Annotated in this window: 17 protein-coding genes and 1 pseudogene; 12 read left to right on the top strand and 6 right to left on the bottom strand. The window is 71.8% G+C overall.

All coding sequences use genetic code 11. From position 1 onward, the window contains the following. The first annotated feature begins 91 nt into the window (after positions 1 to 91). The 3 genes from IRQ30_RS20460 to IRQ30_RS20450 are packed head-to-tail and all read left to right on the top strand — an operon-like array spanning position 92 to position 2,889. On the top strand, positions 92 to 400 hold the full coding sequence (locus tag IRQ30_RS20460) for a metal-sensitive transcriptional regulator (protein WP_193608675.1): 309 nt from the start codon (positions 92 to 94) through the stop codon (positions 398 to 400). Between the two features lie 13 nt (positions 401 to 413). Then, entirely contained in the window at positions 414 to 620 is a 207-nt protein-coding gene (locus IRQ30_RS20455; RefSeq protein ID WP_193608674.1) for a heavy-metal-associated domain-containing protein, read from the top strand. 13 nt (positions 621 to 633) lie between these two features. Then, entirely contained in the window at positions 634 to 2,889 is a 2,256-nt protein-coding gene (locus IRQ30_RS20450) for a heavy metal translocating P-type ATPase (RefSeq protein WP_193614740.1), read from the top strand. An 8-nt stretch (positions 2,890 to 2,897) separates the two neighbouring features. Here the strand turns inward: IRQ30_RS20450 and IRQ30_RS20445 are convergent, their stop codons facing one another. Further along, on the bottom strand, positions 2,898 to 3,938 hold the full coding sequence (locus IRQ30_RS20445; protein ID WP_193614739.1) for a hypothetical protein: 1,041 nt from the start codon (positions 3,936 to 3,938) through the stop codon (positions 2,898 to 2,900). Positions 3,939 to 4,004: 66 nt separating this feature from the next. Here IRQ30_RS20445 and IRQ30_RS20440 point away from each other — a divergent pair, with 66 nt between their 5' ends. From IRQ30_RS20440 to pstB, 5 genes are all read left to right on the top strand, one after another. Continuing rightward, positions 4,005 to 4,874 (top strand): NUDIX hydrolase, encoded by an 870-nt coding sequence (locus IRQ30_RS20440; protein WP_193614738.1) that lies wholly within the window; start codon positions 4,005 to 4,007, stop codon positions 4,872 to 4,874. A 235-nt stretch (positions 4,875 to 5,109) separates the two neighbouring features. Then, positions 5,110 to 6,027 carry a PstS family phosphate ABC transporter substrate-binding protein gene (locus tag IRQ30_RS20435; RefSeq protein ID WP_227464894.1) on the top strand — a complete coding sequence of 306 codons (918 nt, stop codon included), beginning with the start codon at positions 5,110 to 5,112 and terminating at the stop codon, positions 6,025 to 6,027. Positions 6,028 to 6,048: 21 nt separating this feature from the next. Then, positions 6,049 to 6,981, top strand: a complete 933-nt coding sequence (gene pstC, locus IRQ30_RS20430) for a phosphate ABC transporter permease subunit PstC (protein WP_193614737.1) — start codon at positions 6,049 to 6,051, stop codon at positions 6,979 to 6,981. A gap of 1 nt (position 6,982) precedes the next feature. After that, positions 6,983 to 7,891, top strand: a complete 909-nt coding sequence (gene pstA / locus IRQ30_RS20425; protein WP_193610853.1) for a phosphate ABC transporter permease PstA — start codon at positions 6,983 to 6,985, stop codon at positions 7,889 to 7,891. Positions 7,892 to 8,019: 128 nt separating this feature from the next. Then, positions 8,020 to 8,790 carry a phosphate ABC transporter ATP-binding protein PstB gene (pstB, locus tag IRQ30_RS20420; RefSeq protein ID WP_209021922.1) on the top strand — a complete coding sequence of 257 codons (771 nt, stop codon included), beginning with the start codon at positions 8,020 to 8,022 and terminating at the stop codon, positions 8,788 to 8,790. An 81-nt stretch (positions 8,791 to 8,871) separates the two neighbouring features. On the opposite strand, the gene IRQ30_RS20415 is transcribed toward pstB, so the two are convergent. Next, a complete protein-coding gene (locus IRQ30_RS20415; RefSeq protein WP_193614736.1) occupies positions 8,872 to 10,212 on the bottom strand; it encodes an FAD-dependent oxidoreductase in 1,341 nt (446 codons plus the stop codon). 45 nt (positions 10,213 to 10,257) lie between these two features. Here IRQ30_RS20415 and IRQ30_RS20410 point away from each other — a divergent pair, with 45 nt between their 5' ends. The 3 genes from IRQ30_RS20410 to IRQ30_RS20400 are packed head-to-tail and all read left to right on the top strand — an operon-like array spanning position 10,258 to position 12,139. Further along, a complete protein-coding gene (locus tag IRQ30_RS20410; RefSeq protein ID WP_193614735.1) occupies positions 10,258 to 10,602 on the top strand; it encodes an ArsR/SmtB family transcription factor in 345 nt (114 codons plus the stop codon). Beyond that, the gene (gene arsB / locus IRQ30_RS20405; RefSeq protein ID WP_193614734.1) at positions 10,599 to 11,687 is read left to right on the top strand and encodes an ACR3 family arsenite efflux transporter; all 1,089 of its coding nucleotides are present in this window, start codon (positions 10,599 to 10,601) and stop codon (positions 11,685 to 11,687) included. The genes IRQ30_RS20410 and arsB overlap by 4 nt, the downstream gene beginning before the upstream one ends. After that, complete coding sequence (locus IRQ30_RS20400; protein WP_338089806.1) at positions 11,684 to 12,139, top strand: arsenate reductase ArsC; 456 nt, start codon at positions 11,684 to 11,686, stop codon at positions 12,137 to 12,139. The genes arsB and IRQ30_RS20400 overlap by 4 nt, the downstream gene beginning before the upstream one ends. Here the strand turns inward: IRQ30_RS20400 and IRQ30_RS20395 are convergent. The 3 genes from IRQ30_RS20395 to IRQ30_RS20385 all read right to left on the bottom strand — a co-directional run bounded on the left by IRQ30_RS20395 (position 12,120) and on the right by IRQ30_RS20385 (position 16,043). After that, positions 12,120 to 13,124 carry an inorganic phosphate transporter gene (locus IRQ30_RS20395; RefSeq protein WP_193610805.1) on the bottom strand — a complete coding sequence of 335 codons (1,005 nt, stop codon included), beginning with the start codon at positions 13,122 to 13,124 and terminating at the stop codon, positions 12,120 to 12,122. The two genes, IRQ30_RS20400 and IRQ30_RS20395, sit on opposite strands and share 20 nt — an antisense overlap. A gap of 6 nt (positions 13,125 to 13,130) precedes the next feature. Further along, entirely contained in the window at positions 13,131 to 13,748 is a 618-nt protein-coding gene (locus IRQ30_RS20390; RefSeq protein ID WP_338088044.1) for a DUF47 domain-containing protein, read from the bottom strand. A gap of 111 nt (positions 13,749 to 13,859) precedes the next feature. After that, positions 13,860 to 16,043: an RNA degradosome polyphosphate kinase gene (locus IRQ30_RS20385; protein ID WP_193614733.1), complete on the bottom strand. Its 2,184-nt coding sequence runs from the start codon at positions 16,041 to 16,043 to the stop codon at positions 13,860 to 13,862. 59 nt (positions 16,044 to 16,102) lie between these two features. Here IRQ30_RS20385 and IRQ30_RS20380 point away from each other — a divergent pair, with 59 nt between their 5' ends. Next, positions 16,103 to 17,182: an alpha/beta hydrolase gene (locus IRQ30_RS20380; RefSeq protein ID WP_338089805.1), complete on the top strand. Its 1,080-nt coding sequence runs from the start codon at positions 16,103 to 16,105 to the stop codon at positions 17,180 to 17,182. A 6-nt stretch (positions 17,183 to 17,188) separates the two neighbouring features. Here the strand turns inward: IRQ30_RS20380 and IRQ30_RS20375 are convergent. After that, positions 17,189 to 17,685 (bottom strand): annotated as a pseudogene (locus tag IRQ30_RS20375) (hypothetical protein); the annotation flags it as partial.

Raw genomic sequence — 17,685 nt, 5'->3', positions numbered from 1 at the left:
ACTCCAGCCTGACAGTCAGCCGCCCGCCGACCCGAGGTCGGCGGGCTCTCTCGTGCCTTGGTCTCATACCGTAGGGGGGTATGGTGTGGGCATGGCAGACGAGCAGCAGCACGAGCACCAGCACGGCTACATCCAGCGCAAGGACGACTACCTCAAGCGCCTGCGCCGCATCGAGGGCCAGGCCCGGGGCCTGCAACGGATGGTCGAGGAGGAGCAGTACTGCATCGACATCCTCACCCAGGTCGCGGCCATGACCAAGGCCCTCCAGGCGGTGTCGATCGGCCTGCTGGAGGAGCACATGCACCACTGCGTCGTGGACGCCGCCCGCGTCGGCGACGCCGAGGCGCGCGAGAAGGTGACCGAGGCCGTGGACGCGATCGCGCGCCTGGTCCGGTCCTGAGAGGAAGGCAGACATGAGCCACACCACCACCTACGACGTCACCGGCATGACCTGCGGCCACTGCGCCGCGTCGGTCACCGAGGAGATCGAGGAGATCGCCGGCGTCGAGCGCGTCGAGGTCTCCCACGAGGCCGGCACCGCCGTCGTCACCAGCGCCGAGCCGCTCGACCGCGCCGCCGTGGCGGCGGCCGTGGCCGAGGCCGGCTACGCCCTCGCCTGACCGGAGCCCTCCCATGACCGACGTCGTCGACCGCACCGGCACCGCCTCGCCCACGAGCGAGGTCGAGCTGGCGATCACCGGCATGACCTGCGCCTCCTGCGCGAACCGGATCGAGCGCAAGCTCAACAAGCTGGAGGGCGTCACCGCCAGCGTCAACTACGCGACCGAGAAGGCCAAGGTCGCCTTCCCGGCGACGGTGTCGACCGACGACCTGCTGACGACGGTCAGCGCCGCGGGGTACGCCGCGTCGCTGCCGTCAGCGGCGCCCGAGGGCCCGTCCTCCGGGTCCGCGGAGACCGGCGACCCCGAGCTCGACGCCCTGCGCCAGCGGCTGGTCGTCTCCGCGCTGCTCACCGTCCCGGTCGTGGCGATGGCCATGGTCCCGGCGCTGCAGTTCGACTACTGGCAGTGGGCCTCGCTCACCCTCGCCGCGCCGGTGGCGGTGTGGGGAGCCTGGCCGTTCCACCGCGCGGCGTGGACCAACGCGCGCCACGGCGCCACCACCATGGACACGCTGGTCTCGGTGGGCGTGCTGGCCGCCTTCGGCTGGTCGCTCGTCGCGCTCTTCTGGGGCACGGCCGGCATGCCGGGGATGACGCACCCCTTCCGCCTCACCGTGGAGCGCACCGACGGCCTCGAGAACATCTACCTCGAGGCCGCGGCCGGGGTGACGACCTTCCTGCTGGCCGGCCGCTGGTTCGAGAAGCGCGCCAAGCGCCGGGCCGGGGCGGCCATCCGCTCGCTGATGGACCTCGGCGCCAAGGATGTCGCGCTGCTGCGCGACGGTCCGGACGGGGTGGAGACCCGCGTGCCGGCCGCGAGCCTCGCGGTGGGCGACCTGTTCGCCGTACGGCCGGGGGAGAAGGTGGCCACCGACGGCGAGGTCGAGGCGGGCCACTCCGCGGTCGACGCGTCGATGCTCACCGGGGAGCCGGTCCCGGTGGAGGTCGGGCCCGGTGACGCCGTCGTCGGGGCGACCGTCAACACCAGCGGGCGCCTGGTCGTGCGGGCGACGCGGGTGGGCTCCGACACCCAGCTCGCGCAGATGGCCCGGCTGGTCGAGGACGCGCAGAACGGCAAGGCGCAGGTGCAGCGGCTGGCCGACCGGATCTCGGGCTTCTTCGTGCCCGTGGTCATCGCGCTCGCGGTGGCGACGCTGGGCTTCTGGCTCGGCAACGGCGCCGACGCGTCGGTGGCGTTCACGGCCGCCGTCGCCGTCCTGATCGTCGCCTGCCCGTGCGCCCTGGGGCTCGCGACGCCGACCGCCCTGATGGTCGGCACCGGCCGCGGCGCGCAGCTCGGCATCGTGATCCGCGGGCCCGAGGTGCTGGAGTCGACGCGCGTGGTCGACACGGTGGTGCTGGACAAGACCGGCACCGTCACGACCGGTCAGATGGCCTGGGTCTCCACGGCGCCCGCCGCGGGGGAGTCGCCCGAGGACGTGCTCTCCGCCGCCGCGTCCGTCGAGGCAGGCTCGGAGCACCCGGTGGCGCGGGCCATCACGCAGGCCGCGCCGCGGGTCCCCGTCGCCACGGGCTTCCGCAACGTCGAGGGCCTCGGCGTGCGGGGCACGGTGGGTGAGCGCGCGGTCGTCGTCGGCCGGCCCGCCCTCCTGGCCCGCGAGGGCATGGCCCTCGGTGAGGACCTGCTCGCAGCCGTCGACGACGCCGAGGCGTCGGGCCGCACGGCGGTGGCCGTCGGGTGGGACGGGCGCGCGCGAGGGGTGCTCGTGGTCGCCGACACGGTCAAGACCACCTCGCGCGAGGCGGTCGCGGACCTGCGCCGGCTGGGGCTGGCCCCGGTCCTGCTGACCGGTGACAACGAGCGCGCCGCGCGCGCCGTGGCCGCCGAGGTCGGCATCGACGACGTGGTCGCGGAGGTGCTGCCCGCCGACAAGGTCGACGTCGTGCGCCGGCTGCAGGCCGAGGGCCGGGTCGTGGCGATGGTCGGCGACGGGGTCAACGACGCCGCCGCGCTGGCCCAGGCCGACCTCGGGATCGCGATGGGCACCGGCACCGACGTCGCCATCGAGGCCAGCGACCTGACGCTGGTGCGGGGCGACCTGCGCGTCGCGGCGACCGCCGTACGGCTCTCCAGGCGGACGCTGGGCATCATCAAGGGCAACCTGTTCTGGGCCTTCGCCTACAACGTCGCCGCCCTGCCCCTCGCCGCCGCCGGCCTCCTCAACCCGATGATCGCCGGCGCCGCCATGGCCCTCTCCTCCGTCTTCGTCGTCACCAACAGCCTGCGCCTGCGCCGCTTCTCCTAGCGCGGCGCCTAGCAGGTGGCGAAGAGGACCGGTCCGGTGGAGAGGTCGGAGAGGACGAAGGTGCCCTCGACGGGGGCGAGCTCCATCGTGAGCAGGGTGCCGTCGGACGCGACGTCGCCGAGGGTGAAGCGGTCGGCGAAGTCGCCGCCCTGGCCCGGGGCCGGGCCGGACGCGAGGACCGCCCGGCTGTCGGCGTTCGCGCGCGCCTGGTCGTCGCTCTCGAAGGACAGGGCGAGACGCAGGTCCCGGTCCGGCTGGACCGACATCGCGTACGCCGTGAACGCGTCCACCTCGCCGGCCTCGGCGACCAGCCGGTCGGCCTCGGCCTCGTCGTCGGGGTCGGCCTGGCCCATCGACAGCGCGCCGCAAGCGTGCTCGCCGGTGTAGATCGCCGCCGACAGCGGCTCGCCCGAGGCCTCGACGACCTCCTCCAGGTCCTCGATCCCGCCGTCGCCGAGGGTGTCGACAGCCGTCTCCAGGTAGGCCTCGGCATCGCTGGTGAGGATCAGCGACTCGTCCTCCACCAGGCTGACGTGGCTCAGCTCGGGGCTGACGCCGCCGATGCGGCCCAGCGTCTCGTCGCCCCCCACCCACACACCGGCCTCGTCGTCGGGCTCGGTGTAGCCCAGCCCGCGCAGCCGGTCGGCGATCCGGCCCCAGTCGGTGGAGTCGGGCAGGTGCAGCATCACCACCGCGCCCTCCTGCGACTGGCTGAAGAGCTCCCAGTCGACCGTCGCGGGGGAGAACCCGTACTGCACGTGCAGCTGCTGCGCCGACTCCGGCAGGGCGGAGGCGGACGTGAGGTCGGCGTCGTAGCCCTCTGCCATGAAGTCGACCACGTCGCCCTGCGGGCTGTCCTCCGAGAGGTCCGCCCCGAGCTCCTCGCGCACCGCCGCCCAGTCGGTCCAGGAGAGGCGCTCGCCGTCGGCGGGGGCCAGGCCCACGGCCCGCTCCAGGTCGGTGCGGTGCGCGTCCTGCCACCACCGCACGCCGACGACGGCTGCCGTGATGACGAGCACGACCGCGAGCGCGCCGACCGTGGTTCGCACCAGTCGGCTGCGTGTCACGGTGATGTCGGCTCTCCTCGGGGCGCGGGTGGTGTGAGACTAGTCGGCATGCCCGCCTCTCCACCCCCGGACGTGGAGTCCGCGGGCGTCGTGGTCTTCCGTCCCGGCAAGCGGGTGCTGCTGGTGCACCGTCCCAAGTACGACGACTGGTCGTTCCCCAAGGGCAAGCTCGACCGCGGCGAGCACCGCACCTCGGCCGCCGTGCGCGAGGTGGCGGAGGAGACGGGGCTGCACGTCAGGCTCGGCGTCCCGCTGGCGAGCCAGCGCTACCGCCTGACGACGGGCCGGATGAAGACCGTCCACTACTGGACCGGCCGCCCCGTCGGCGAGGACGACGTCAGCGGCTACCTCCCCAACGCCGAGATCGACGAGGTCGCGTGGGTCGAGGCGGAGGACGCCTTCACCCGCCTCACCTACGACTACGACCGCGACACGCTCCGCGAGGCGCTCCAGGCGCGCCGCCGCACCCGCACCCTGATCGTCCTGCGCCACGGCAAGGCCCGCTCGCGCAAGGCCTGGCGCGGTGACGACCGCGAGCGGCCGCTGCTCCAGGCCGGGCGCGCTCAGGCGGAGCGGCTGGTGCCCGTCCTGGCGGCGTACGGCGTCACCCGCGTGGTCACCTCCGGCAGCGCGCGCTGCGTGGAGACCGTCGCGCCGTACGCCGGCACGACCGGGTGGGACCTGGAGCGCGAGGACCGGCTCAGCGAGGAGGGCGCGACCTCCAAGCGGGTGCGCCGGGTGGTCGAGGGCGTGCTCGACGACGGGCGCGACACGCTGCTGTGCACCCACCGTCCGGTGCTCCCTCAGGTCGTCGACGCGCTCGGGCTCGAGGACCCCCACCTGGAGCTCGGGGAGCTGCTCGTCGTCCACCTGCGCAAGGGGCGCGTCGTCGCCACGGAGCGCCACCCCGTCTCCTGAGGACCCCTCAGCCACCGCCGGGCCGCCACGTCAAGCCCTCCCGGGCTTGTTCACGTGAGCGACGTCTCACGCACGGCGGCGCGTCGCCAACTGGGTGGGTCGAGTTCACCCCTCGTTCACCGACGACCCCGGATCCGTCCACCTCCGGCCTCAACACTCCTGATCGTCACACCACAGACGACACAGGAGATACGCAGTGAACCGCACTTCAGTCCGACGGGCCCTCGTGCCTGGCATGGCCGTCCTCGCCCTCGCGCTCAGCGCCTGTGGCGGCGGCGACGCCGGCAGCGACAACGGCGGCGACAGCGTCAGCGGCAAGGTTGCCGTCGACGGCTCGTCCACGGTCTTCCCCATGAGTGTCGCGGCCCAGGAGCTGCTCGCCGAGGAGAGCCCCGACGTGCGCGTCACGGTCGGCGAGTCCGGCACCGGCGGCGGCTTCGAGGCGTTCTGCGCCGACAAGACCGACATCTCCGACGCCTCGCGCCCGATCAAGGACGAAGAGGCCGCGATCTGCGAGGAGGCCGGCATCGAGTACACCGAGCTGCAGGTCGCCACCGACGCCCTCACGATGGTCGTCCACAAGGACCTCGACGTCGACTGCCTGACCGTCGACCAGATCATCAAGCTGTGGGGCCCCGACTCCAAGGTCAAGAACTGGAACGAGCTCGACCCCAGCTTCCCCGACCAGGAGATCAAGCTCTTCGGTCCCGGCACCGACTCGGGCACCTACGACTACATGGCCGCCGACGTCATCGGCGCCGAGTCGGAGTCCACCCGCAGCGACTACGAGTCCTCCGAGGACGACAACGTCCTGGTCCAGGGCGTGTCCGGCACCGAGGGTGCGACCGGCTACTTCGGCTACACCTACTACGAGGAGAACGCCGACACCCTGAAGGCGCTCGCCATCGACAACGGCGAGGGCTGTGTCGAGCCCTCCGCCGAGACCGCGCAGGACGGCACCTACACGCCGCTGGCCCGCCCGCTGTTCATCTACGTCAACAACGCCAAGTACAACGACAACGAGGCCGTGGCGGCGTACGTCGACTACTACATCGAGAACCTCTCGGACATCGCCGAGGTCGGCAAGTTCATCCCGCTGAGCGACGAGCTCTACTCCGAGACGCAGTCCGCGCTCGAGGGCATCAAGGGCTGACCGAGAGTCTCTGACCAGCTGATGAGCACCATCTCCAGCGCCGGGGCAGGCCCGTCCTCCGGGACGGGCCTGCCCGCCGCGCCCAACCTGCGCAAGAAGAGCCGCCCGGGCGAGGCCGTCATCCGCGGCATCCTCATGGCCTCGGCGCTGCTGTCGGTCGCCATCACGGTCGGCATCATCTTCGCCCTGGTCCGCCCCGTGATCGACTTCTTCCGGGATGTCCCGGTCGGCGACTTCTTCGCGACGGAGGGCACGCACGCGGTCCTCCCGCTGGTGGCCGGCACGGCGATGACCACGGTCATCGCGCTGCTGGTCGCCGTACCCCTCGGGCTCGGCGCGGCGATGTACCTCTCGGAGTACGCCTCGCAGCGCGCCCGCAAGTACCTCAAGCCCACGGTCGAGCTCCTGGCCGGGGTGCCGTCGGTCGTCTACGGCTTCTTCGCGCTGACCTTCGTGACGCCGACGCTGCTGCAGGACATCCTGAGCCTGAAGGTCGGCTTCACCAACGCGCTCGCCGCCGGGCTCGTCCTCGGCGTCATGATCATCCCCACGGTCGCCTCGCTGTCGGAGGACGCGCTGTCCGCCGTGCCGCAGGCGATGCGGCAGGGCTCGATGGCCATGGGCGCCAACCGGATGCAGACCACCCTGCGCGTGGTGCTGCCCGCGGCGCTCTCGGGCGTCGCCGCCGCGATCGTCCTCGGGATGTCGCGCGCCGTGGGCGAGACGATGATCGTGACGCTCGCCTCCGGATCGCTCAAGAACCTCTCCGCGGACCCGCGCGAGGGCATGCAGACGATGACCGGGTTCATCGCGACCACGGCCGGCGGGGAGAACGCCGTCGGCTCCAGCTCCTACAACGAGCTGTTCGCCGTCGGCATGCTGCTCTTCGTGCTGACCTTCATCATCAACGTCATCAGCATCGCCCTCGTTCGACGATTCAGGCAGGCCTACTGACATGAGTGTCGCGACCACGACGGCGCGTGAGGTCACGCGCACGGTCTCCAGCGGACGCAGCAAGGACAAGAACGTCGGCTCGCTGGTGTTCCTCGGCGCGCTGTGGTTCTCCTTGTTCTTCGGGGTGATGGTGCTGCTCGTGCTCATCGTCGACACCGCGATCAAGGGCTCCCCTCGCTTCGACTCCGAGCTCCTCAGCAACTACGGCTCGATCGTCCGACCCGAGTCCACCGGCTTCCGGGCCGGCATCCTCGGATCCCTGTGGCTGATGCTGTTCACCGCACTGTTCGCCGTACCGCTGGGCATCGCCGCCGCGCTCTACCTCGAGGAGTTCGCCGACAAGGAGCGCTGGTGGAACCGGCTGATCGAGGTCAACCTGCAGAACCTCGCCGCCGTCCCCGCCATCGTCTACGGCCTCCTCGCCGTGGCCGTCATGGCGCTGATGGGCTTCAACACCACCGGCATCGTGCTCGGCGGCGCGATCGCGCTCGCCCTGCTGATCCTGCCGGTCATCATCATCACCACCCGCGAGGCGGTGCGCGCCGTTCCGCAGGACATCCGCCAGGGATCGCTCGCGCTCGGCGCGACGGTGTGGCAGACGACGTGGCGCCAGACGCTGCCGTCGGCCATCCCCGGGATCGCCACCGGCACCATCCTCGGACTCTCGCGCGCCATCGGCGAGGCGGCCCCGCTGGTCGTCGTCGGCCTGGCCGGCTCGGTACTCTTCGACCCCACCGGTGTCATGAGCGAGATCACCGCGCTGCCCATGCAGATCTACTCGCTGACGTCCAACTCGCAGGAGGACCTCAGGACCGCGGCGTCCGCCGCCATCATCGTGCTGCTGATCATGATCCTCGGTCTGAACGCACTGGCCATCTTCATCCGCAACAAGTTCCAGAAGACCTGGTAGGAGAAACCATGTCCAGCCACCCCGCCACCGCCTCCACGCGGAACGCCGACCACCGCGAGATCTCGATGATGGCGGGCACCCACGCCGAGTCGGAGCGCGAGCTGCCGTCCGTGCCGCCCGAGCCGGTCATGGAGGCGTTGAAGCTCAACGTCTACTACGGCGACTTCCACGCCGTCCACGACGTGAACCTCTCGTTCGGCAAGCACGAGATCACCGCGCTGATCGGCCCCTCGGGCTGCGGCAAGTCGACGGTCCTGCGCTGCCTGAACCGGATGAACGACCTCGTGTCGGGCGCCCGCGTCGAGGGCGAGGTGACCTACCACGGCCAGAACATCTACGGCCGCAACGTCGACCCGATCGCCGTCCGCACCCAGATCGGCATGGTCTTCCAGAAGCCCAACCCGTTCCCCAAGTCGATCTACGACAACATCGCCTACGGCCCGCGGGTCACCGGCATGAAGGTCGACAACATGGACGACCTGGTCGAGGAGGCGCTGCAGGGCGCCGCCCTGTGGGACGAGGTGAAGGACAAGCTCAAGCAGTCGGCCTACGGACTCTCCGGCGGCCAGCAGCAGCGCCTGTGCATCGCCCGCACCATCGCGACCAAGCCCGACGTGATCCTGATGGACGAGCCCTGCTCCGCGCTCGACCCGATCGCCACCAGCCGCATCGAGGACCTGATGCTGCAGATGCGCGACGACTACACGATCATCATCGTCACCCACAACATGCAGCAGGCCGCCCGCGTCTCCGACCGGACCGCGTTCTTCACCGCCCGTCCCGACGAGACCACCGGCAACCGCACCGGCCTCCTCGTCGAGTTCGACCAGACCAGTCACATCTTCGCCAACCCCACCGACAAGCGCACCGAGGACTACATCTCCGGTCGCTTCGGCTGAGGCCTGGCCGGCTCGTCGCTGGGGGTAGTGCCTAACAAGTTCGTGGTGTCTCGTGGCGTTCGGCCACGATTCTGTTGGGGACTATCCCGCCGGGGGGCCGATGGTCAGGAGGTCGCCTGCGGGTGCGGCGCAGCATCCGGTGTCCTCGGCGGGGGTGTCGAACTGGCCGGAGCCGCCGCAGACACCGGTCTCGGGGAGGACGAGCTCGACCCGGGCAGCGGCCTCGTGGTCGCCGGCGAGGGCGGCGACGATGCTGCGGACCTGCTCGAAGCCGGTGAGGGCGAGGAACGACCGCGCGCGACCGTAGGACTTCATGCCGGCGAGGTAGAGGCCCGGCTCGGGCTGCGCGAGCTCGGCGGCGCCGTGAGGGTAGACGGTGCCGCAGGAGTGGACGTTCGGGTCGATCAGCGGCGCGAGGCGGGTCGGGGCGGAGAGCACCGGGTCCAGGTCGAGGCGCACCTCGCCCAGCCAGTCGAGGTCGGGCCGGAATCCGGTCACGACGACCACCTCGTCCACGCCGTCGACGGTGGCGCCGTCCGTGGACGTGATCCGCAGCGCGCCGGGCCGGGCGGGGTCGTCGCCGATCTCGGCGGCGCGGAAGCGGGTCACGGCACGCACCGGTCCGGTCCGGACGGCGGCCTCGGCCGCCTTGCCGAGCGCGCCGCGGGCCTCCAGCTGGTCGTTGTCGCCACCCCCGAACGCGTCGGCCGTCTCGCCCCGCCGCACCAGCCACGACACGGTGGTGCCGCGTGGAGCGAGCCCGGTCAGCGCGACGAGCACGTTCTGGGCGGAGGCGCCGGAGCCGGCGACGGCGACGTGCCGGCCGGCGTACCGCTCCGCCACGTCCGGCGCGGAGAGGTCCGGGATTCCGTAGGTGATGCGGTCGGCGTGCTCCGCCTCGCCGTACGCCGGCAGGCCGTCGGACCCCAGCGGGCTCGGGAGGCCCCAGGTGCCCGACGCGTCGACGACCGCCGAGGCCAGCACCCGCTTCCAGCGGTCGCCCACCGCCACCCGGAGCTCGAACGGCGTGTCCGCGCGGCCCGAGTCGACGAGGCGGTCGCGACCCTGCCGGGTCACGCCGACCACGCGGCACCCGAGCCGCACCTCGACCTCGTCGGTGGCGTCGAGCGCCTGCGCCAGGGGGAGCAGGTAGCGGCTCGCCCACTCCTCGCCCGTCGGGTACGTCGTCGGGTCGGGCGCCGACCAGCCGCCGTCGCTCGTGCTCAGCAGGTCGCGGGCCACCGGGTCGACCAGTTCCGACCAGGCCGAGAACAGGCGGACGTGGCCCCACTGCCGCACCGCGGCGGCGGCGGTCGGACCGGCCTCGAGGACCAGGGTGCGCAGGCCGCGCGCCCGGGCGTGGGCGGCGGCCGTCAGGCCGATCGGTCCGGCGCCGACGATGACCAGGGGAGAGGTGTCCATGTGTCCAACTTGCCTCGAGACATCGACATCTGTCAATATCGACGCATGTCGATATCCGATCAGTTCGCCTGCTGCGCACCGCTGGCGCGCGAGCCGATGGGCGCCGAGCAGGCCGAGACGATCGCGCCCATGCTGAAGGCGCTGGCCGACCCGGTACGGCTGCGGCTGATGTCGATGGTCATGTCCCGCGAGGGCGCCGAGGCGTGCGTCTGCGAGCTGCTGCCGGCGTTCGAGCTGTCGCAGCCCACCATCAGCCACCACCTCAAGGTGCTGCACGACGCCGGCCTCGTCGAGCGCGAGAAGCGCGGCGTGTGGGTCTACTACCGCGCCCGTCCCGAGGCCATCGCCGCGCTCGGCAGCCTCTTCGACTCCGTGCTCGCGCCGGCATGACGACGACCGCACCCGCCGAGGCCGAGGCCACGAGGCGGCTCTCGACCCTCGACCGCTACCTGCCGCTGTGGATCATCGCGGCGATGGCCGCCGGGCTGCTTCTCGGTCGCGGGGTCGACGGCCTCGACGACGCCCTGTCGGCGGTGGAGGTCGGCTCCGTCAGCCTGCCGATCGCGATCGGTCTGCTGGTGATGATGTACCCGGTCCTCGCGAAGGTCCGCTACGACGAGCTCGGCCACGTCACCGCCGACCGACGGCTGCTCGCCGCCAGCATCGTCCTCAACTGGGTGGTGGGCCCGGCGCTGATGTTCGCGCTGGCGTGGCTGCTGCTGCCCGACCTGCCGGAGTACCGCACCGGCCTGGTCATCGTCGGCCTGGCCCGCTGCATCGCGATGGTGCTGGTCTGGAACGACCTGGCCTGCGGCGACGGCGAGGCCGCGGCCGTCCTGGTGGCGGTCAACTCGCTCTTCCAGGTGGTCGCGTTCGCGGCGCTGGGCTGGTTCTACCTCGAGCTGCTCCCCGGCTGGCTCGGCCTGGAGCAGAGCGCCCTCGACGTGTCCCCGTGGGAGATCGCGCTGAGCGTGCTGGTCTTCCTCGGCATCCCGCTGCTCGCCGGCTACCTCACCCGCGCCGGCGCCGAGCGGGCGCGCGGCCGCGAGTGGTACGAGGCGACGTTCCTCCCGCGCATCGGACCCCTGGCCCTCTACGGCCTGCTCTTCACGATCGTGGTGCTGTTCGCGCTGCAGGGCGACGCGATCAGCGACCGCCCCGGCGACGTCGCGCGCATCGCGCTGCCGCTGCTGGCCTACTTCGCCCTGATGTGGGGCCTCTCCATGGCGCTCGGGCACCGCCTGCGGATGTCCTACGAGCGCACCACCACGCTGGCCTTCACCGCGGCGGGCAACAACTTCGAGCTCGCCATCGCCGTCGCGATCGGCGTCTTCGGCGTCACCAGCGGGCAGGCGCTCGCCGGTGTCGTCGGGCCGCTGATCGAGGTCCCGGTCCTGGTCGGTCTCGTGTACGTCGCGCTGTGGGCGCGCCGCCGCTTCACCTGGACCACCGACCCCGTCAGGAGCACCCCGTGACCACCGACCCCCAGTCGACCGACGTGCCCGAGGTCCTGTTCGTGTGCGTCCACAACGCCGGCCGGTCCCAGATGGCCGCCGCCCTGCTGGCCCACCACGGCGCCGGTCGCGTGGCCGTGCGCTCGGCGGGCTCCGCGCCGGCCGACTCGGTCAACCCGGCGGTCGTCGAGGTGATGGCCGAGCTGGGCATCGACGTCTCCCAGGAGGTGCCGACGAAGCTCCTGACCGAGGACGTCGCCGCCTCCGACGTGGTGGTCACGATGGGCTGCGGCGACGCCTGCCCGATCTTCCCCGGCAAGCGCTACGAGGACTGGGCGCTGGAGGACCCGGCGGGCCAGGGACCGGACGCCGTACGCCCGATCCGCGACGACATCGACCGCCGCGTCCGGGCGCTCCTCGCGGAGCTGGTGCCTGGCTACCCCAGCGGAGCGGTCAGGGCAGGACCTCGATGAAGAAGTGGCTGACCCAGTAGCAGAGGGCGGCGACGAGGCCGGCCATGGGGAAGGTGAGGACCCAGGCGGCGACGATGGACTTGGCCACGCCCCAGCGGACGGCGGAGAAGCGCTTGGTGGCGCCCACGCCCATGACCGCCGAGGTGATCGTGTGGGTGGTCGAGATGGGCGCGGAGTACAGGAACGCCGTCGTGTAGAGCACGCCGGCCGCGACCGACTCGGCGGCGAAGCCGCGGGCCGGGTCGAGGGCGATGATGCGGCGCCCGAGGGTCCGCATGATGCGCCAGCCGCCGGCGTAGGTGCCGAGCGAGATGGCGCCGGCCGCGGCGATGATGACCCACAGCGGCAGGTCGTCGCCGGGGTTGACGAAGCCACCGGCCAGCAGCGCCAGGAAGATGACGCCCATCGTCTTCTGAGCGTCCTGGAGGCCGTGGCCCAGCGCCATCGCGGCGGCCGAGAGGGTCTGCAGGAACCGGAAGTTGCGCTGCACGCGGTGCGGGTTGCGGCGCCGGAAGATCCACATGATCGCCAGCATCAGCGCGAAGCCCGCGGCGAACGCGAAGAGCGGCGAGATGATCATCGGGATGACGACCTTGTCGAGCACGGTCGACCACTTCACGAACGTCCCGGAGGCCAGCGCCGCGCCGACCAGGCCGCCGATGAGCGCGTGCGAGGACGACGAGGGCAGGCCGTAGTACCAGGTGATGAGGTTCCAGGCGATGGCGCCGAGGAGCCCGGACATCACGATGACCAGGCCGTGCGAGCCGTCAGGTGGCGAGATGACGCTGCCGACGGTGTTGGCGACCTCCTGGCCCAGGAAGGCGCCGACGAAGTTCATGACGGCGGCCATGATCAGGGCCACGCGCGGCGTCAGCGCCCGGGTCGACACCGAGGTGGCGATGGCGTTGGCGGCGTCGTGGAATCCGTTGGTGTAGTCGAACGTCAGGGCGACGACGACCACAGCGATGACGAGCGCGAGTTCCACGGTGGGTCAGGACTCCTTGACCGCGATCTGCTCCACGATGTTGGCGACCTTCTCGAAGGCGTCGATGGAGTCCTCCAGGGACTCCACGATGTCCTTCAGCTTCAGGACCTCGATGGTCTTGTACTCGCCGGAGAAGAGGTTGGCCAGGATCCGGCGGTGGTTCTTGTCGCCGGCGTTCTCGAGGCGGTTGATCTCGATCCAGTACTCCTCGAGCGACTGCATCGAGCGCAGGTTCGGCATCGACGCCGACGTCAGCTCGGCGCACCGCTGGAGGACCTCGACCTGCTGCGAGAGCTCGGTCGGGAGGACCCTCACCTCGTAGAGCAGGATCATGTCGACGACCTCGTCCATCAGGTCCATGATGTCGTCGAGCGCCGAGGCCAGCGAGTAGATGTCCTCGCGGTCGAACGGCGTGATGAAGGTGCTGTTGACCCGGCGCACGATCGCGTGGGTGGTCTCGTCGGCGGCGTGCTCGGCGTCGCGCATGCGCTGGCCCACGTCGGCGGCGTCGGCACCCTCGCTGAGCATCTCCGCGAGCAGGTCGGCCCCCTTGACGAGGTGATTCGCCGACTCCGTGAAGAGGTCGTAGAAAGAGGTGTCGACCGGACGGAATCGCAGACCCACGGAACGCTCCTGATGAGGCGGTGACGAACGCGCCTCATGCTAGGGGGTGGGAGTCGCGGGCGCGCAACTCACGCCCCGCGGATCGCCCCCGCGGCCCCGGCAGCCGCCGCCCTAGACCGTCGTACGCCGCCTGCGCTGGCCTTCGATCAGTGCCTCCTGGAGATGCACCTCACCCTCGTTCTGCACCCAGGTGCCGTCGCTCCCGAGCACCCAGGCGCTCGTGGTGGGCGCGAACGCGAGGTCCAGCAGCCGCTCGATGGCGCGCACGCTCTCGGCCGCGGGCAGCCGCACCAGGACCTCGACGCGGCGGTCGAGGTTGCGGTGCATCATGTCGGCGGAGCCGATCCAGGCGACCGGCTGCCCGGAGTTCTCGAACCAGAACACCCGGCTGTGCTCGAGGAAGCGGCCCAGGATGGAGCGCACCTCGATGTTCTCCGACAGTCCCGGCACGCCGGGCCGGAGCGCGCAGATGCCGCGCACGAGGAGCTGGACCGGGACGCCCTCCTGGGAGGCGAGGTACAGCGCGTCGATGGTCGCCTCGTCGACGACGGAGTTGGCCTTCATCCGGATCCCGGCCGGCTCGCCGGCGCGGTGGTGCTGGATCTCGGCGTAGATCTGGTCGACGAGACCGCTGCGCACGTTGTCGGGCGCGACCAGCAGCTCCTCGTAGCGCGCGTTGCGCGACCAGCCGCTGAGGTTGTTGAAGAGGTGGGCGACGTCCTCGCCGATGCGCTCGTTGGTCGTGATCAGCCCGAGGTCCTCGTACATCCGCGAGGTCTTCGGGTTGTAGTTGCCGGTGCCGATGTGGGTGTAGCGGCGGATGCCCTCGGGCTCGTCGCGCACCACCAGCGACAGCTTGCAGTGGGTCTTGAGGCCCACCAGGCCGTAGACGACGTGGCAGCCGGCCTGCTCGAGCTTGCGCGCCCAGCGGATGTTGGCCTGCTCGTCGAAGCGCGCCTTGATCTCCACGATCACCAGCACCTGCTTGCCGGCCTCGGCCGCGTCGACCAGGGCGTCGATGATGGGGGAGTCGCCGGAGGTGCGGTAGAGCGTCTGCTTGATCGCCAGGACGTGCGGGTCGGCCGCGGCCTGCTCGATGAAGCGCTGCACGGACGTGGCGAAGGAGTCGTAGGGGTGGTGCAGCAGCACGTCGTTGCGCTGCGTGGCCTTGAAGATGTCGACCGGCGCGGCCGACTCGACCTCGGCCAGCCGGGCGTGGGTCGTCGGCACGAACGCGGGGTACTTCAGGTCCTCGTGGGTGAGGTCGGCGATGCCGTGCAGCCCGCGCAGGTCGAGCGGGCCGGGCAGCCGGAAGACCTCCTCGTCGGAGACGCCGAGCTCGGAGACCAGCAGCTCGAGCACGGACGGCGCGATCGACTCCTCGACCTCGAGCCGCACGGGCGGGCCGAAGCGACGCCGCAGCAGCTCCTTCTCGAGGGCGGCCAGCAGGTTCTCGGCGTCGTCCTCCTCGACCTCGAGGTCCTCGTTGCGGGTGACCCGGAACGTGTGGGCCTCGAGCACCTCCATGCCCGGGAAGAGCCGCTTGAGGTGGGCGCCGATGACGTCCTCGAGCGGCACGAACCGGGCGTTGCCCAGCGGCACGAAGCGCTCGAAGATCGGCGGCACCTTGACCCGCGCGAAGTGCTCCTTGTCGGTCTTCGGGTTGCGGATCACGACCGCGAGGTTGAGCGAGAGCCCCGAGATGTAGGGGAACGGGTGGGCCGGGTCGACCGCGAGGGGCGTGAGCACCGGGAAGATCCGGTCGCGGAAGAGCCGCTTGCACGACTTCTGCTCGTCGCGGTCGAGGTCGTCCCAGCGGACCAGCTCGATGTCGTGCTCCTTGAGCGCCGGCACCAGCTCGTCGCGGAAGACCCGCGCCTGGCGGCCGGTGAGCTCGCGGGTGACGGTCCAGATGCGCTCCAGCGTCTCGCGAGGCAGCATCCCGGAGGCGGCGCGCACGGCGAGCCCGGCGGCGATGCGCCGCTTGAGACCGGCCACGCGCACCATGAAGAACTCGTCGAGGTTGCTGGTGAAGATCGCCAGGAACCGCACCCGCTCCAGCAGCGGCAGCGACTCGTCCTCGGCCAGCTCGAGCACCCGCTGGTTGAAGTGCAGCCAGGAGAGCTCGCGGTCGAGGAAGCGGTTGTCGAAGCGCTCGATGGCCGCGGTGGTCTCCGGATCGGGGACGTAGGTGACGTCGACGTCGTACGGCTCGTCGGTGACGCCGTCACCGGCGTCGCCGTCGAGCGTGACGCCGTCGACGGCGACGGGCTCGGGGACGATCTCGAGAGGCATGCCCGCAGTGTGACACCGCAGGGTGAACGGGCGGTGTCGACTCGGTTAGCGTGCGCTCCGTGAGCCACCCTCTGATGCGACGAGTGACGGGGGCGCGCGCCGTCCTGGAGAAGGCGCTGCTGCGCGGCGTCCTGGCCCTGCCCGACGGCGTGCAGCGCCGCCTCGCCGGAGCGCCGGTGCGCCTCGACGGCCAGCAGCTGGCCACCGAGACCCAGCTGACGCTGCGGCTCCAGCGCCTGGCCCGCGTGCCCGGCGCGGAGACGATGCCGGTCCTCGAGGGCCGCCGCGCGATGCTCCACCACACCCGCCTCGTCGCGGGCCGGCAGCCGATCGGCGCGGTGCGCGACCTCCGCGTCGGCGATCGTCCCTCCCGGCTCTACACGCCCTCGGTGGCCGAGGAGGGTGCGCAGCGGCAGCCGCTCCCGCTGCTGGTCTTCTTCCACGGCGGCGGCTTCATGTACGGCGACCTCGACAGCCACGACGCCCCCTGCCGGGTGCTCGCGGAGCGGGCCGGCGTGCGGGTCCTGGCCGTGACCTACCGGCTGGCCCCCGAGTCGCCCTTCCCGGCGGCGTACGACGACGCGCTGGCCGCCTACGCCTGGGCCGTCGAGCACGCGGAGTCGCTGGGCTGCGACCCCACGCGGATGGCCGTGGGCGGCGACTCGGCCGGCGGCAACCTCGCCGCGGGCGTCGCCCTCGAGGCGGCCCGCCGCGGCTGGCCCCTGGCCTTCCAGCTGCTCGTCTACCCGATGACCGACGCCGAGCACGACACCCGCAGCTACACGATGTTCGACGAGGGCTTCTACCTCACCCGCGACTTCATGCGGCTGGCCACGGACTCCTACAACCCGCCGGGCCAGGACCTGCGCGACCCGCGCCTCTCGCCCTTCCACGCGGAGCTGCCGGCCGGACTCGCTCCGGCCTACGTCGCCACGGCCGGCTTCGACCCGCTCCGCGACGAGGGCGAGGCCTACGCGCGCCGGCTCTCCGAGGCCGGCGTCGACGTGACCCTGCAGCGCTTCCCGGACCAGATCCATGGGTTCCTGCAGATCGTGGGGGTGGGCCGTCGCTCGCGGGCCGCCGTCGCCGAGATCGCGGACACGCTGCGCGACGCGCTCGCGAGCACGCGGATCAGCTGACCGAGGTCAGCGTCGCCTGCGCCCCCACCGGGTGCGGTGGTCGTCCTCGTGGGCGTCGTCCTCGGGCTGAGGCTCCGGGGCGGGCGACGTGGCCGGCGCCGCGGCCTCGGGCGGCGGTGGGCTCGAGCCCGCCACGCGCTGGGTGAGCTCGGTGAGCCGCTGCTCGGCCTCGGCCCGCTCGCGCATGGTCTCCTCGACCAGCTCGGTCTGGCGGCGTACGGCGGCCTCGACCGCGCTGCGCTCCATCGCGCGGTTCTCCGCGGCGGCCTCGGCCTCGGTGCGCAGCTCGGCCTGACGCCGGGCCTCGGCCAGCGCGCCGTCGAGCTCGGTGCGGAGCTCCGCCAGGGCGGCGGCGTGCGTCTCCGCGCCGGCCACCGCCTCGCGGGTCAGCGCGGTGAGCTGCTGCTGGAGCTCGAGCCGCTCGGCGACCGCCTCGCGGGCCTGCTCGGCGTGGGCGCGGGCGTCCTCCTCGGCGAGCGCGCGAGCGGCCAGCGCCGCCTGGG

The sequence above is a fragment of the Nocardioides lijunqiniae genome (assembly GCF_015024225.1).
Classification (GTDB): Bacteria; Actinomycetota; Actinomycetes; order Propionibacteriales; family Nocardioidaceae; genus Nocardioides; species Nocardioides lijunqiniae.
Note: the sequence above shows the minus strand (reverse complement) of the source record. Positions and strands in the feature narration are given on the sequence as shown.

Coding starts and splice junctions, on each gene's coding strand:
- IRQ30_RS20385 (WP_193614733.1), bottom strand. CDS start 16,043: ATGCCTCTCGAGATCGTCCCCGAGCCCGTCGCCGTCGACGGCGTCACG.
- IRQ30_RS20410 (WP_193614735.1), top strand. CDS start 10,258: ATGTCGATATCCGATCAGTTCGCCTGCTGCGCACCGCTGGCGCGCGAG.
- IRQ30_RS20460 (WP_193608675.1), top strand. CDS start 92: ATGGCAGACGAGCAGCAGCACGAGCACCAGCACGGCTACATCCAGCGC.
- pstC (WP_193614737.1), top strand. CDS start 6,049: ATGAGCACCATCTCCAGCGCCGGGGCAGGCCCGTCCTCCGGGACGGGC.
- IRQ30_RS20435 (WP_227464894.1), top strand. CDS start 5,110: ATGGCCGTCCTCGCCCTCGCGCTCAGCGCCTGTGGCGGCGGCGACGCC.
- IRQ30_RS20415 (WP_193614736.1), bottom strand. CDS start 10,212: ATGGACACCTCTCCCCTGGTCATCGTCGGCGCCGGACCGATCGGCCTG.
- pstA (WP_193610853.1), top strand. CDS start 6,983: ATGAGTGTCGCGACCACGACGGCGCGTGAGGTCACGCGCACGGTCTCC.
- arsB (WP_193614734.1), top strand. CDS start 10,599: ATGACGACGACCGCACCCGCCGAGGCCGAGGCCACGAGGCGGCTCTCG.
- IRQ30_RS20440 (WP_193614738.1), top strand. CDS start 4,005: ATGCCCGCCTCTCCACCCCCGGACGTGGAGTCCGCGGGCGTCGTGGTC.
- IRQ30_RS20450 (WP_193614740.1), top strand. CDS start 634: ATGACCGACGTCGTCGACCGCACCGGCACCGCCTCGCCCACGAGCGAG.
- pstB (WP_209021922.1), top strand. CDS start 8,020: ATGGAGGCGTTGAAGCTCAACGTCTACTACGGCGACTTCCACGCCGTC.
- IRQ30_RS20455 (WP_193608674.1), top strand. CDS start 414: ATGAGCCACACCACCACCTACGACGTCACCGGCATGACCTGCGGCCAC.